Genomic DNA, 14,552 nt, shown 5'->3' with positions numbered 1-14,552 from the left:
GCCGCTCATCGCGCGAAGTGCGGCCCCGTGCTCGGGTCGGCCAGGTACGCGAGCGTGAGCTCCAGCCGCCGCACCGTGTCGCGATGCAGCCCCTCGGGCAGCTCGTCGGGTGCGAACCAGCCGACGGCGAGCGACTCGTCGTCGTTCACCCGTGCCCCGGCCGCGGCCTCGGCCGAGACCGGGCGGCAGGCGAAGCACAGGTCCAGGTACTGGGCCTCGTCGCCGTTCGGGTAGGCGGCGCGCTCGGTGACGGTGATCGCCGCCAGGGCCTCGACCTGGATCTCCACCCCGGTCTCCTCCAGCACCTCGCGGGCGATCCCCGGGCCGGGCTCCTCGCCGGGTTCGAGGATGCCGCTCACCAGCGCCCAGCGGCCGTTGTCGGAACGCTGGCCGAGCAGCACACGGCCGTCGTCGTCCCGCACCACGGCGGTCACGCCGGGGAGCCACAGGAGGTCGGTGCCGATGTGCCGGCGGAGGCCGAGGATGTAGGGCGAGACGGGCATCGGCCCAGCCTACGGACCACACTCCTCACAGGTGATCGGTAGGACGTCAGGTGGTCGGCAGTCCGGGCTGCCGACCACCTGACATTCTGCCGATCACCCGGCGGCCCAAGACATCCCGCCTCAGCCGAGCGCGTCCCGCAGCCGCTCGGCGTAGGCCCGGCGCCGCTCGACCGGGAGCCAGTCCGGTTCCGGGAGGGTGCCGTAGAGGTCGTCGCCGGGGTAGCGCGGGAAGAGGTGCTGGTGGAAGTGCCAGACGTCCTGGTTGCCGGCGGGCTCGTTGTGCTGCCGGGTCGATACGCCCGCGCAGTCGTAGGCGGTGCGCATCGCCCGGGCGAGCAGCCGGGTCGCGTCGAAGACCGCGTGACCGTCCGCTGCGGGCAGGTCGTAGAGGTTCTCGTGGTGGGCCACCGGGACGATCAGCACGTGGCCGGGGTTCCGCGGCCACCAGCGGGGCGCGATCGTCGCGAAGACCCGGTCGTCGCGGTAGACCACCTCGGCCTCGCGCTCGGCGGTGAAGTCGCAGAACGGGCAGTCGTAGCCGGCGGGTTCGTGGTTGTGCAGGGGGTGCCTCCCGGGCCGTCGCAGGGATCGAGACGTGGATGATCTCACCCGGGCGCGAGCCCGGCCGCACCCCCGTACGGTGGGCGGCATGACCACAGCCCCGTCGCTGATCTGGTTCCGGCGCGACCTGCGCGTCGCCGACCAGCCGACCTTCCTCGCCGCAGGCCGGGGCACCCCCGCGCTCGCCCTGTTCGTGCTCGACCCGCGCCTGCTCGGGCCGGCCGGGGACGCGCGCCTGTGGTTCCTGTACGGATGCCTGCGCGACCTGGACGAGAGCCTGGGCGGCCGGCTCCTGGTCGTCAAGGGCGACCCGGTCGAGGTCGTGCCCCGGGTCGCCGAGCAGATCGGGGCGGGGACCGTGCACGTCGCCGCCGACTTCGGGCCCTACGGCCAGGCCCGGGACAACGACGTCGAGCAGGCGCTCGCGGAGGCGGACCGCGAGCTGGTGCGCACCGGCTCGCCCTACGCCGTCGCGCCCGGGCGGGTGCTGTCCGGGGAGGGCGGCCGCTACCGCGTGTTCACGCCGTTCAGCCGCGCCTGGGCCGACCACGGCTGGCGCGCCCCGGCGGACACCGACGCCGGCTACCTGGACTGGATCGACCCGGCGACGGTCGACGTCCGGGCCACGAAGATCCCCGACCAGCCCGCCGTCGACGCCGACCTGCCCGAACCGGGCGAGGCCGCCGCGCACCGGCGCTGGGACGAGTTCGTCGACGAGCACCTGCAGGAGTACGCGGACGGCCGGGACCGGCCCGACCGGCCCGGCACCTCCCGCATGTCGGTGTACCTCAAGTACGGCTGCGTGCACCCGCGCAGCCTGCTCGCCGACATCGCGGCCAAGCGGTCGGACGGCGCCCAGTCGTTCCGCAACGAGCTCGCCTGGCGCGACTTCTACGCCGACGTGCTCGACCAGCGCCCCGACTCCGCCCGCCGCAACTACGACCGCGCGTTCGACGCGCTGGCCACCGACAGCGGCCCGGAGGCCGACCGGCTGTTCGACGCGTGGCGCGAGGGCCGCACCGGCTACCCCATCGTCGACGCCGGCATGCGCCAGCTCCTGGCCGAGGGCTGGATGCACAACCGCGTGCGGATGATCACGGCGTCGTTCCTGGTCAAGGACCTGCACCTGCCGTGGTGGTGGGGCGCCCGGCACTTCATGGGCCGGCTGGTCGACGGCGACCTCGCCTCCAACCAGCACGGCTGGCAGTGGGTGGCGGGCAGCGGCACCGACGCCGCCCCGTACTTCCGGGTGTTCAACCCGGTGCTGCAGGGCGAGCGGTTCGACCCCGACGGCGCGTACGTGCGCAAGTACGTGCCCGAGCTCGCGGACGTGCCCGGCAAGGCCGCCCACCAGCCCTGGAAGCTGCCGGGCGGCGTGCCGGCCGGGTACCCCGAGCCCGTCGTCGACCACAAGGACGAACGGACCGTCGCCCTGGACCGCTACGAGGCCGTCCGGGAGGCCAAGCGCGCGGCTTCCTGACGGGGCGCCCGGCGAGATCCGCGCCGATCGGGCCTCAGAATCCGCATCGCGGGAACCCTCCGCCGTCGCGGGGCGTGGCGCGCTGCCCGGGGATACCCTGCTGAAAAGAGCACACCTCGTGGAGCAGCGATGACGCACTCAACCGGCTCGGGCGTGCTGAAGGACCCGGAAGCGGCACCCGGCACCCCACCCCTGGCGACGGTCTACCAGGCCAAGCTGCGGCCTGCGGTCAACCCCGAGCACATCGTGCGCCGGCCCCGGCTCATCGAGCTGCTCGACACCGCCGTCGAGTCGCCGCTCACGCTCGTGGTCGCGCCGGCCGGCTCGGGCAAGACCTCCCTCCTGCGGGACTGGGTGGGCTGGACCGACCTGCCGCACGCCTGGCTGTCCGTGGACGAGTCGGACCGCGACCCTGCCCAGCTCTGGCTGAGCATCCTCGCCGCGCTCGACGGGATCGCCCCCGGCTGCGCCGAGCCCGCGGCCGACCTGGTCCGCCGCCGGCACGCGCTGGTCGACGCCGTCGGGACCCTGCTCGACGACCTGGAGTCGCGCAGCTACGGCCCGCGCGTGCTGGTGATCGACGACCTGGAGGTGGTCGACGAGGCGGTGGCCTCCGGGGCGCTGACGATGTTCGTGCAGCACCTGCCGCGGTGGCTGCGCGTGGTCCTGGTCAGCCGGCACGCCCCGCACCTGCCCGTGGACCGGCTGCGCGCCCGGGGCATGCTCGGCGAGGTGCGGTTCCCCGAGCTGCGGTTCTCGTTCGACGAGGCGACCGAGATGCTCGCCCGGCTCGCGCCGACGCTGCCGCCGAACCGCGTCGCCAAGGCCGCCCGGCACGCGGGCGGCTGGGCCGCCAGCATCCAGCTCGCCGCCCTGGCGGCCCGCGCCGCCGACGCCCGGGCGTCCGCCGACGCGCCCCGGCAGGACGACGTCGGTCGCTACCTCGGCGACTACGTCTGGCACGAGGTGCTGAGCGGCGAGCCCGCCGACGTCGTCGACGTGCTGATCGCCGTGTCCGTCGTGGACCGGGTCGAACCCGACCTCGCGCGGGCGCTCGCGGGCCGGTTCGACGCGCCCCGGCTGCTGGAGCGGGCCGAGGAGCGGGGGCTGTTCGCCGCCCGCATCGAGCCGTCGGGGGCCTACGAGACGCACGCCCTGGTCCGGGACGCGCTCCTGGTCGAGCTGCGGCGCCGCGACCCCGAGCGCCTGGCCGAGCTGCACCAGCGCGCGGCGCGCTGGTTCGAGGACGCCGGGCAGCCGGTGGCCGCCCTCGAGCACCTGCTGCGTGCCGAGCAGGGGCGCGAGGCGCTGCGACTGCTCGCCTCGTGCGTGCCGCAGCTCTACGACAGCGGCCGCGAGGCCACGGTGCGGCGCATGCTCGCCGAGATCCCGGCCGGCGCCGCGGCGTCCGACACGGCCGCGGCGATCGACCTCGCGTGGTGCCAGCTCTTCGCCGACCGGAGCGCGTTCGTGCAGACCGTGCACGCCGTCGTGGCCCAGGCGGACAAGGACGGCGGGCTGGAGCCGTGGCTGCTCGCGCGGCTGGAGATGCTGCGCGCGGCGTCGGCGGCGGTCTCGGGCGACTGGACGGCCGGGGCCCGCTCGGCCCGGTGGTCGCTGGCGGCGATCGGGGACGGGTGGCAGGCCGACCCGCTGTGCCGGTTCGGCTGGAACCTGCTGGCCCGCGAGATCGCCCTCACCGAGCGGTGGGACGACGCCGCACCCGAGGTGCGCCAGGTGGCCCGCACCCTCAGCACCGCGCCCGAGCGGCGGATCGCGTTCGAGGCCACCCGGGCCCTGGGCGCCGCCCTCGCCGGCCGCCCGGTCGAGGCGCTGCGCCTGGTCTACGGCACGCGGCAGGTCTCGGAGGCGGCCAGCCTGACGACGGCGCGCACCGAGCTGATGGTCGCCGAGGCGCTGGCCAACCGCGAGATCGGCGAGCAGTCGGCGGCGCTGCCCGTGCTGACGCACCTGGTCGAGACGGCGTGCGACCCGGTGCCGCACTGCCGGCTGCTGGCGTGCCTGGAGCTGACGCGGGCCGCCGTCGACTCGGGGGACGCGGCCGCGGCCGAGCGGGCGTTCGGCGACGCCACCGAGATGGTGGACACCCAGCTCCCGGGCCCCGGCAGCCGCACGCTGCTGGCCCGCACGGGCACGCTGCTGGCCCTGGCCGAGGACCGGCCGGACCAGGCCCGGCGCTGGGCCGCCGAGGTGGACGACCCGTTCTGGGGCGGGGTCGAGACCGCGCGCGTGCTCATCGCCACCGGCGACGTCGGGGCGGCGGACACGGCGCTGCGCGCGGCCGCGCCCCGGTGCGTGCGTCACCACGTGCTCCTCGACCTGCTGCTCAGCCGCACCACCCGGGACGTGGACGAGGCCGAGGCGGCCCTCACGCGGGCGGTGCGGCTCGGCGCCGCGCACGGCCTGGTGCAGACCCTCGCCTCGGAGGGCACCGGCGTCGTCGAGTCGATCGAGCGGCTGGCCTGGCGGGTGCCGCAGCCCTGGCTGGACCGGCTCCGCCGGGTGCCGCTGTCGGGCGCCTCCCCGCCCGGGACCGCCGTGGTCGAGCTCGTCGAGGCCCTGACCGACCGGCAGCTCGGCATCCTGCGGATGCTGCCGAGCCGGCTGAGCCTGCGGGAGATCGCCGACGAGCTGTTCATCTCGGTGAACACCCTCAAGTTCCATCTCAAGGTGATCTACCGGAAGCTGGGCTGCGGGTCCCGCGCCGAGGCGGCCGACCTCGCCCGGGCGCTGATGAACCGGCACCGGCGCGGTCAGCCCGCGGGGGCCTGGCGGCGCTGAGCGCGCCTCACCCCGCCCCGGGCGCCGTCAGCGCGGCGAGCGCCGCCTTGGTCTTGGTCTCCTGCGAGGCGCTCAGGTCGAGGCCCTTGCCCGCGAGGATGGCCTTGGTCTCGGCGGCGGCCTGGAACGCGTCCTCGGGCGGCGCCTTCGTGGACAGCTCCAGGATCCGCTTGCCGTCGGGCATGGCCCACAGCTCGGCGACCATGCGCCGCGGGTAGCCCTTGGCGCGGAACCGGCACTTGATCAGGTTGATCGGGCCGAGCACCACGAGGTCGTCGGGCGAGACGTCCTCGGGCATGCGCTCGCGCAGCAGGGCCCGCTGGTCGTCGTCGAGCATGCCGTGGATGCCGCGGGCGCCGGTCATCATCCTGCGCACCTTGCGGTCGGGCGCCTGGACGGTGAGCGAGCACGAGCAGGTGTAGCCGGCCGGCGAGGCGTCCACCTCGACCTTGAAGCCGGCGTGGCCGCGGTAGCCCTCGGGGACGTCGTGCGGTGCGGCGGGCCGGAGCTTGACGGTCAGGTCGCCCGGCTTGCGCTGGGTGCGCCGGGCGCGCAGCACCACGCCGGCGTCCGAGAGCCGCAGGTCGTGGGTGTCGACGAACGCGACCTGGCGCACGACGGCGTCGAGCGGGTCGATGCCGAGCACCCGTACGACGGAGCGCTGGAAGTCGTCGGGGACGGTGAGCTTGAGCTCGACCGAGTCGACGTCGGGCAGGAGCGCGAGCATGCCGGCGAGCTGGTCGGCGTCGTAGGTGGGGATGGCGGACATGAGGGCCTCCGGGGGTCTGTCCCGTGATCATGGCGCGCACCCGGGTGGCGCAGGTCCACCCCGGTCCGGGTGGGCCGTGACCACCCGGGGTGGTGCCAGTGTCGTGGCGGAAGCGTTGTACCCGCCCGCCACCACAGGAGGCCCGGAGATGACCGAGCTGGACGTCGGACCCATCGACTACCTTGCGCTGGAGTTCCCGGAGAGCAGGCTGAACGGCCGGGGCCTGGCGGCCCTGCTGGACCTGGTCGAACGCGGGATCATCCGGATCCTCGACCTGCGGGTCGCGCGCCGGACCGAGGAGGGCGACGTCGTCGCCGTCGAGCTGCGCGACCTCGACCACGACGGCGAGCTGGACCTCGCGGTGTTCGAGGGCGTGGGCTCCGGCCTGCTGGACGACGACGACCTGAGCCAGGGCGTGGAGCTGATCGCCCCCGGCAACGCGGTCGGCCTGATCGTCTACGAGAACACCTGGGCCGGCCCGTTCGTGTCGGCCATGCGCGCCGCGGGCGCGGAGGTGATCGCCAGCGGCCGGATCCCGGTCGAGGACGTCGCCGCGGCGCTGGACGCCCTGGAGGCGGAGCAGACCTCGCCGAGCACGACGCCGGCGCAGACCCGGGAAGGGGAAGTCTGATGGGACTCATCGGAGGCATGGCGCGCACCGCGGTCGTGGCCGGCACCGCGACGGCGGTGTCCAACCGGGTCTCGCGGCGGCAGGCGAACCGCTGGGCGGCGCAGGAGAGCTACCCGCAGCAGCAGCAGGCCCCGCAGCAGGTCTACGCGGCGCCGCCGCCGCAGCAGCCCGCGGCGTCCGGCTCGGAGGACGTGATCGCCCAGCTCGAACGGCTCGGCAAGCTGCGGGACGAGGGCGTCCTGACCGACGCCGAGTTCAGCGCGCAGAAGGCCAGGCTCCTGGCCGGCTGAGGTGTTCCGCCGGCGGCGCCGTCCGCGGGCTCACGCGTACCGCTAGGACCGGAGGCAGCTCATGAGCTCCATGGACGTTCCGAACGAACCCGCGGCCGAACCCGCGGCCGAGGCCGTCGCCCGCAAGAAGGTGCCGGCCACGGCGTGGATCTCGTGGGTCGCGCTCGCGATGATGACCACGAGCTCGGTGGCGAGCCTGCGCGCCGCCCCGACCATGGCGGTCTACGGGCTGGCGTGCGTCTTCCTGTACCTGGTGCCCGCGGTGGTCTTCCTGCTGCCGACGTCGCTCGTCTCGGCCGAGCTCGCGTCGGGCTGGAAGGGCGGCGTGTACAACTGGGTGGCGCGCGGCATCTCCAAACCGATGGGGTTCCTGGCGGTGTGGTGCCAGTTCGCGATGACGATCTTCTACTACCCCAGCCTGCTGGGGTTCGTCGCGAGCACGCTGGCCTACGTGTTCAACCCGTCGCTCGCGAGCAGCGGCGTCTGGACGGCGTGCGTCATCATCGTCGTCTACTGGAGCGGCGTGTGGGTCTCGTCGCGCGGCACCAAGGGTGTCGCGGGGCTGGCCAGCGGCGGCCTGATCATCGGCACGCTGATCCCCGGCGTGGTGCTCGTGGTGCTCGGCATGGTGTTCCTCGGCCAGGGCAACGAGTCGGCCGCGCCGATGACGGCGGACAACCTGCTGCCCGCGTGGGCGGGGCTGTCCAGCCTCGTGCTGATCGTGAACAACTTCCTGTCCTACTCGGGCATGGAGATGAACGCGGTGCACGTGTCGTCGCTGCGGAACCCGGCCAAGGAGTTCCCCAAGTCGATGTTCCTGGCGATGACGCTGGTGCTGCTGATCTTCATCCTCCCGGCCCTCGCGATCAGCTGGGTGGTGCCCGCCGACCAGCTGTCGCTCACCGCGGGCGTCATGCAGGCCTTCGACGCGGTCTTCGCCAACTTCGGGACCCAGTGGCTCACACCGATCGTCGGGATCATGCTCGTGACGGCGTCCCTCGGCGGCATGCTCACCTGGCTGGCCGGCCCGTCCAAGGGCCTGCTGCTGATCTCCCGGCAGGAGGGCTACCTGCCACCGTTCCTGCAGCGGCTCAACAAGAACGGCGTGCAGCAGAACATCCTGGTGGTCCAGGGCATCGTCACCACGGCGATCGGCCTGATGTACGCGCTGATCCCCAACGTCTCCAGCGCCTACTGGATCTTCTCCGTGATCACGACGCAGGTGTACCTGATCATGTACCTGCTCATGTTCGTCGCGGCCATCGGGCTGCGCCGCAAGTACCCCGACCATCCGCGCGGGTTCCGCAGCCCCATGCTCAAGTCGCTCTGCGGTATCGGCTTCGGGGCGTCGCTCGCGGCCCTGCTCGTCGGGTTCGTACCGCCGTCCCAGTTCGGCGGGGGCAACCCGTTCGTGTACGTCGTGATCGTCGTCGTCGGAGCGCTGGGGCTCGGGCTGCTCGTCCCGTACCTCTTCTACCGGGCGCGCAAGCCCTCGTGGAAGCAGGCCGACGCGACCGAGGAGATGAGTCCGGAATGAGCACCCCCGACGAGACCCAGTCCGGGCGTGAGCGCGCGATCCTCTACGTCGTGTTCGGCGTCGTGATCGCCGCGCTCCTGGTCCTGGGACTGATCTTCTTCCGCGCGGCGGACCGCAGCCGCGACGCCGAGGCCAAGGCCGACGAGCTGATCCAGGCGCTCGACGCCGCCGGCGCCACGGTCACGCCGTCGAAGGACCAGATCGTCCGGGTGCTCGGGGACGACGGCGGGGCGACCTGCGCCGACCCGAACGACCCCCTGACCCGGGCGACGCTGCAGGCGCAGCTCGCCAACGGGGCGTCGGGACCCGGGTCGCGGCCGGTGATCTCGGACCGCAAGATCCTGCACGGGCAGCTGCTGATCATCCAGATCTACTGCCCCGACGAGCTCGAGGAGTTCCAGCAGTACGTGGACAGCCTCCAGACCGACGACGTGGCGGGAGCCTGACCATGGACCTCCGGAGCAGGGTCGGCGACCAGATGCCGCGCGTCCGCGACGAGCTCGCCGAGCTGGTCGCCATCCGGTCCGTCGCGGACCCCCGGCAGTTCCCGCCGCAGGAGTGCGAGCGCGCCGCGCGCTGGGTGCTCGACAGGTTCGCCGAGGTCGGCTTCGGCGACGCCCACCTGGAGCGGACGGCGGACGGCAGCATGGCCGTCGTCGGTTCCCGGCCCGGCCCCGACCCGGCCGGGCCGACGGTGCTGCTCTACGCCCACTACGACGTGCAGCCGCCGCTGGACGAGTCGGCCTGGCGGACGCCGCCCTTCGAGCTCACCGAGGCCGACGGGCGCTGGTACGGCCGCGGCAGCGCCGACTGCAAGGGCAACATCGTCATGCTGCTGGCCGCGCTCCGTGCCCTGGGCGAGGTGCCGGTGAACCTCAAGCTCGTCGTCGAGGGCTCCGAGGAGCAGGGCACCGGCGGCCTGGAGGCGTTCGTGCCCGGGCACGCCGACCTGCTGCGTGCCGACGCCGTGCTGGTGTGCGACACGGGCAACGCCGCCGTCGGGCACCCCGCGGCGACCGTCAGCCTGCGCGGGATGGTCAACGTGGTGCTGACGCTCCAGGCGCTCGGCGCGGAGGTCCATTCCGGCATGTTCGGCGGCGCCGCGCCCGACGCGCTGGCCGCGCTCGTCGCGGTGCTCGGCACCCTGCGCGACAGCGAGGGGGACACCACGGTCGCCGGGCTCGACCACCACGGGACCTGGCCCGGCGAGCCCTACCCGGCCGACCGGTTCCGCTGGGACGCGACCGTGCTGGAGGGCGTCTCCCTGCTCGGTGACGGCAGCGTCGCGGACCAGCTCTGGGCGCGGCCGGCGCTGACGATCCTGGGCATCGACTGCCCGCCGGTGGTGGGCTCTGCCTCCGCGATCACGCCCCGCGCGTCCGCCCGGCTGAACCTCCGGATCCCGCCCGGCACCACGGCGGACAAGGCCCGGGCGGCGCTCGAGAGCCACCTGCGGGCCGCGGCCCCGTGGGGCGTCGCCGTCCAGATCACGGTCGAGGCGGAGGGCGAGCCGTTCCTCGCCGGGGTCGACGGGCCCGCGTTCCACGCGCTCGGCACCGCCCTCGAGGAGGCCTACGGCCGGCCGATGGCCAAGCTCGGCCAGGGCGGGTCGATCCCGCTGTGCAACGTCTTCGCCGACACCTACCCCGGGGCCGAGATCATCCTGGTCGGCGTCGAGGAGCCGCTCGCGGCCATCCACGCCCCCAACGAGAGCGTGGACCCCCGTGAGATCGAGTCGATGGCGCTCGCCACGGCCCGCTTCCTCCAGCTCTACGCGGACTCTGCCGCCCGCTGACCGGCAGAAGGTCCGCACCCGGAATGTGTGTGCGCATGCTTTCGATCTCGAAAGCATGCGCACACACATTCTTGGCGCGGACTCTTGCGCGCACTCCACCGCCTTCGCTAGTGTCCCGTTCATCGACACAGCCGTCCCGATCAGTGGGACAGCACACAACGAGGTGAAGACGTGGAGATGAGTACGCTCACGCGCCGCACGGTCCTGCGGGCGATCGGTGCGGCCGGCCTCGCCGGCGTCGCGGCGGCCGTCGCCGGCTGCGCGCCGACGATCGGCACGGCGCGGATGCCGCGGGTACCCGCGGCCTACGACGGGCCGCCGGTCACGCTGAAGTTCTGGAACGGGCTGACGGGCGGCGACGGCCCGGTCATGCGGACGCTGATCGAGGAGTTCACGCGGGAGCACCCGAACATCGGCATCGACATGTACGCCCTGCCGTGGGGCGACTTCTACCAGAAGTTCCCAGCGGCGGTCACGAGCGGCCTGGCGCCCGACTTCGCGCTCATGCACAACTTCCAGGTGGCGACCAACGCCGCGCGCCGGGTGATCATGCCGGTCGACGAGATCCTCGACACCGTGGGGCTCGCCGAGGCGGACTACCTCCCCGTGGTCTGGGGCTCCGGCGTCTACCGGGACCAGCGCTGGTCGCTGCCGCTGGACATGTGGCCCGACTCGCTGTTCTACAACCGCCGGGTGCTGGAGCAGGCCGGGCTGGACCCGGACGCGCCGCCGACGGACCGGGCCGCCTACGAGCACGCGCTCGACGCGCTGGCCTCGGCCGGGATCAGCGGCCACTGGCTGCCCGCCGTCGACCCGCAGGGCGTGGGGCGCGGGTTCGACTCCCTGCTCTGGCAGTTCGGGGGCGAGCACTACGACGACGCCGGCACCGCCGCCACGTTCGGCAGCCGGGCCGGGGTCGATGCGCTGACCTGGCAGCAGACCCTGATCCGCGAGGGCTGGAGCCCGCGGAACGTCAGCGGCTCGGACGCCTCGACGGCGTTCAAGAACGACCAGAACGCCTTCCTGTGGGGCGGGCCCGGGGCGCTGATCAACGACCTCGGCTCGGTCGACGGCCTCGACTGGGACGTGGCCCCGCTGCCGCAGATCGGCGAGCGCCGCGCCGCGTTCTCGGGCTCGCACCAGTTCGTCGTCGCCCGCCAGCCGCGGTTCGACGCCGACCGGCTGGCCGCCGTCGTGACGTTCCTGGGCTGGATCCTGGCCAACTCGATCGGCTGGGCCACCGCTGGGCCTGTCCCCGCGCGGCTGCCGATCCTCGACTCGCCCGAGCTGGCTGAGCTGACAGCGCAGTCACACGTGGCCGAGGGCGTGGAGCACATCCGCTTCTACCCGCTGGTGCCGGGCATCGCCGAGGTGCAGACGACCATCCTGTACCCCGCGATCGGGGACGCCCTGCTCTCGCTCGGTGACCCGGGCGCGGCGCTGGAGACCGCGACGACGCAGGCGTCCTTCCTGCTGCAGGAGAACGCCGAGAAGTACGGGAGGGCCTGAGATGACCGCCACCACCCTGCCGGGCCGCCCCGCCGACGACGTCGCGCGGCGCCCCACCGAGCCGGCCCGCCGCAGCCCGGGCCCGCCGCACCGGCCCCGGCTGTGGACGCCGTACCTGTTCCTGGCGCCGTTCCTGCTGATCTTCGGCACGTTCGTGCTGGTCCCGGCCGTGTCCGGGCTCTGGATGAGCCTGCACAACTGGGACTTCTTCCTGCCCGACCGGCCGTTCGTGGGCCTGCAGAACTACATCGACCTGTTCACGCCGGACGCCCTGGTGGCGCAGCAGTTCTGGGAGAGCATGCGGGCCACGGGGCTGTTCGTGGTGCTCTCGGTGCCGCTGCTCATGGCGATCCCGCTGGGCCTGGCGCTCCTGCTCAACCAGCGGTTCCGCGGGCGTACCTTCTTCCGCGCCGTGTTCTTCGCGCCGTACGTGCTGGGTGTCAGCGTGATCGGCCTGCTGTGGCAGTACCTGCTGAACGGCAACACGGGCCTGATCAACGGGTACCTCGCCGAGCTCGGCGTGACCGAGGCGGTGCCGTGGCTGACGGCGACCCCCTGGGTCTGGGTCTCCCTGGTGGGCGTCACGGTCTGGTGGACCATGGGCTTCAACTCCGTGGTCTACCTCGCGGGCCTGCAGAACGTGGACGACGCGCTGTACGACGCCGCCAAGGTGGACGGCGCCAACCGCTGGCAGCAGTTCGTGCACGTGACGATCCCGCAGCTGCGCCCCGTGCTCCTCTTCGTGCTGACCATGACCGTGCTGGCCTCGGCCAACATGTTCGGCCAGTCCTACCTGCTCACGGCGGGCAACCCGTCCAACGAGACGCGCACGGCCATCATGTTCATCGCCGAGGTGGGCCTGGAGCAGTTCCGCATGGGCCTGGCCGCCGCCATGAGCTACCTGCTCGCGCTGCTGCTGATCGTCGTGAGCGCCCTGAACTTCCTCTTCCTGCGACAGAAGGAGAGCTGACGTGGCGACCACCGTCGTTCCCCCCGGCAGCACCACCCCGCCCGCGGCCCCGCGGCGGCCCGTAGCCAGAGCCCGGCGCGACGAGGCGACCGGCCGCGGCGTCGTCGGCACCCTGCTGCTGTACGCGGCGCTGCTGATCCTGTCGGTGATCATCCTGGCCCCGCTGCTGTGGATGCTCTCGACGTCGTTCAAGACCACGGGCGACGCCACCGCGCTGCCGCCCGCGTGGATCCCGCCCACCCCGACCATGGAGGGCTACACCAAGCTGTTCGCCGACGCGCAGGCCCCGCTGCTGCGCTGGCTCGGCAACTCGGTGCTCGTGGGCGTGCTGCACACGGTGCTGGTGCTGGCCACCGCCTCGGCGGCCGCCTACCCGCTGGCCCGGATGCGGTTCCCCGGGCGGCGCATCGTGTTCGCCCTGATCATCGGCACCCTGTTCGTGCCGGGGTTCGTCTTCCTCATGCCGAACTACCTGATCGTCGACGGGCTGGGCTGGCTCGACACCATCTGGGCGCTGGTCATCCCGGGCGCCGCGAGCGCGTTCGGCGTGTTCTTCCTGGTCCAGTTCTTCCAGAGCATCCCGGCCGAGCTGGAGGAGGCGGCGCTGCTCGACGGCGCCAACCGCTGGCAGATCTTCGTCCGCGTGGTGCTGCCCCTGTCCCGGGCACCGCTCGCGACGCTCGGGCTCCTGTCGTTCCTGGGTAGCTGGAACGACTTCCTCTGGCCGCTGTACGTGCTGTTCAACCCGGATCAGCTCACGCTCCCCGCGGGGCTGGCGACCCTGCGCGGGGCCTACGCCACCGACTACCCGGCGGTGATGGCCGGCGCGGCGATCGCGAGCATCCCGGTGCTGATCCTGTTCGCGTTCGTGCAGCGCTTCGTGATCGCCGGCGTGGCCCGTTCGGGTCTCAAGGGATGAGGCGGCCCCGTGGAGAATGGCAGCGTGAATGACTCCACCGGCACCCTCGCACGCGGCCTGGACATCATCGAACGGCTCGCCGCGACGCCGGGCGCGACCGTTCAGCGCCTGGCCACCGACCTCGACCTCAGCCGCAGCGCCGCCTACCGCATCGTCGGCACGCTGCGGGAGCGCGGCTACGTGGTGGGCGAGACCGAGCTGCGCCTCGGCCCCGTCGTCATGCGGCTCGGCCTGCAGGCGCTGGACGGCCTCGACATCCACGCAGTCGGGCCCGAGCACCTGCGGGAGCTCGTCGCCGAGACGGAGGAGACGGCGTTCATCGCCATCTTCGACGACGACCAGATGTGCTACGTGATGCAGGAGGAGGGGCCGCAGGTGGTCAAGGTGGTCTCCAAGCTCGGCAGCCGCGCCCCGCTGCACGCGTCGGGCCTGGGCAAGGCCTACCTGTCGGCGCTGCCCGCCGCCGAGGCGGAGGCGGTCGTCGGCCGAATCCCGCTCACGGGTTACACCGACACCACCTTCACCACCCCGCCCGCGCTGCACGCCGAGCTCGCCCGCATCCGCGAGCTCGGCTGGGCCCTCGACGACGCCGAGCGCGAGCCCGGCGTGCGTTGCGTGGCCGCGCCGATCCGCGGTGCGGGCGAGCTGCCCGTCGCGGCGATCAGCGTGGCCGGCCCGCGCGACCGCATCGTCGCGGCCCAGCCCGCCATCGTGACGGCGGTGCGCCGCACCGCCGCCCGCCTGTCCGTCGCGCTCGGCGCGGCACCCCCACCCGACCTGCCCTGA

Annotated in this window: 14 protein-coding genes; 11 read left to right on the top strand and 3 right to left on the bottom strand. The window is 73.3% G+C overall.

The window, feature by feature from the left end; translation table 11 throughout:
• Nucleotides 1-5: 5 nt before the first annotated feature.
• Both ACFU5G_RS09340 and ACFU5G_RS09335 read right to left on the bottom strand, forming a co-directional pair.
• Entirely contained in the window at nt 6-503 is a 498-nt protein-coding gene (locus ACFU5G_RS09340) for an NUDIX domain-containing protein (protein ID WP_377242967.1), read from the bottom strand.
• A 120-nt stretch (nt 504-623) separates the two neighbouring features.
• On the bottom strand, nt 624-1,112 hold the full coding sequence (locus tag ACFU5G_RS09335) for an HIT family protein (RefSeq protein ID WP_377242965.1): 489 nt from the start codon (nt 1,110-1,112) through the stop codon (nt 624-626).
• 40 nt (nt 1,113-1,152) lie between these two features.
• Here ACFU5G_RS09335 and ACFU5G_RS09330 point away from each other — a divergent pair, with 40 nt between their 5' ends.
• Nucleotides 1,153-2,544: a cryptochrome/photolyase family protein gene (locus ACFU5G_RS09330; protein ID WP_377242963.1), complete on the top strand. Its 1,392-nt coding sequence runs from the start codon at nt 1,153-1,155 to the stop codon at nt 2,542-2,544.
• Nucleotides 2,545-2,673: 129 nt separating this feature from the next.
• Entirely contained in the window at nt 2,674-5,346 is a 2,673-nt protein-coding gene (locus tag ACFU5G_RS09325) for a LuxR C-terminal-related transcriptional regulator (RefSeq protein WP_377242961.1), read from the top strand.
• A 7-nt stretch (nt 5,347-5,353) separates the two neighbouring features.
• On the opposite strand, the gene ACFU5G_RS09320 is transcribed toward ACFU5G_RS09325, so the two are convergent.
• Nucleotides 5,354-6,115, bottom strand: coding sequence for a hypothetical protein (locus ACFU5G_RS09320; protein ID WP_377242959.1), 762 nt, complete (start codon nt 6,113-6,115; stop codon nt 5,354-5,356).
• 148 nt (nt 6,116-6,263) lie between these two features.
• Between ACFU5G_RS09320 and ACFU5G_RS09315 the strand changes: the two genes are divergently transcribed.
• The 9 genes from ACFU5G_RS09315 (at nt 6,264) to ACFU5G_RS09275 (ending at nt 14,552) form a co-directional block, all read left to right on the top strand.
• On the top strand, nt 6,264-6,746 hold the full coding sequence (locus ACFU5G_RS09315) for a DUF6325 family protein (RefSeq protein WP_377242957.1): 483 nt from the start codon (nt 6,264-6,266) through the stop codon (nt 6,744-6,746).
• Entirely contained in the window at nt 6,746-7,036 is a 291-nt protein-coding gene (locus ACFU5G_RS09310; protein ID WP_377242955.1) for an SHOCT domain-containing protein, read from the top strand. The genes ACFU5G_RS09315 and ACFU5G_RS09310 overlap by 1 nt, the downstream gene beginning before the upstream one ends.
• Nucleotides 7,037-7,097: 61 nt before the next feature.
• On the top strand, nt 7,098-8,573 hold the full coding sequence (locus ACFU5G_RS09305; protein WP_377242953.1) for an APC family permease: 1,476 nt from the start codon (nt 7,098-7,100) through the stop codon (nt 8,571-8,573).
• Nucleotides 8,570-9,019: a hypothetical protein gene (locus ACFU5G_RS09300; protein WP_377242951.1), complete on the top strand. Its 450-nt coding sequence runs from the start codon at nt 8,570-8,572 to the stop codon at nt 9,017-9,019. The genes ACFU5G_RS09305 and ACFU5G_RS09300 overlap by 4 nt, the downstream gene beginning before the upstream one ends.
• 2 nt (nt 9,020-9,021) lie before the next feature.
• Nucleotides 9,022-10,368, top strand: a complete 1,347-nt coding sequence (locus tag ACFU5G_RS09295; protein ID WP_377242949.1) for a dipeptidase — start codon at nt 9,022-9,024, stop codon at nt 10,366-10,368.
• A 177-nt stretch (nt 10,369-10,545) separates the two neighbouring features.
• Entirely contained in the window at nt 10,546-11,877 is a 1,332-nt protein-coding gene (locus tag ACFU5G_RS09290) for an ABC transporter substrate-binding protein (protein ID WP_377242947.1), read from the top strand.
• A gap of 1 nt (nt 11,878) precedes the next feature.
• Nucleotides 11,879-12,847 (top strand): carbohydrate ABC transporter permease, encoded by a 969-nt coding sequence (locus ACFU5G_RS09285; RefSeq protein WP_377242945.1) that lies wholly within the window; start codon nt 11,879-11,881, stop codon nt 12,845-12,847.
• Nucleotide 12,848: 1 nt separating this feature from the next.
• Nucleotides 12,849-13,766: a carbohydrate ABC transporter permease gene (locus tag ACFU5G_RS09280; RefSeq protein ID WP_377242943.1), complete on the top strand. Its 918-nt coding sequence runs from the start codon at nt 12,849-12,851 to the stop codon at nt 13,764-13,766.
• A 24-nt stretch (nt 13,767-13,790) separates the two neighbouring features.
• Nucleotides 13,791-14,552 carry an IclR family transcriptional regulator gene (locus tag ACFU5G_RS09275; protein ID WP_158610440.1) on the top strand — a complete coding sequence of 254 codons (762 nt, stop codon included), beginning with the start codon at nt 13,791-13,793 and terminating at the stop codon, nt 14,550-14,552.

It is taken from the genome of Promicromonospora sp. NPDC057488, assembly GCF_042802395.1.
In the GTDB taxonomy this organism is placed as follows: domain Bacteria; phylum Actinomycetota; class Actinomycetes; order Actinomycetales; family Cellulomonadaceae; genus Promicromonospora.
The sequence above is the reverse complement of the archived record's forward strand: the minus strand, read 5'-3'. Positions and strand labels throughout refer to the sequence as shown.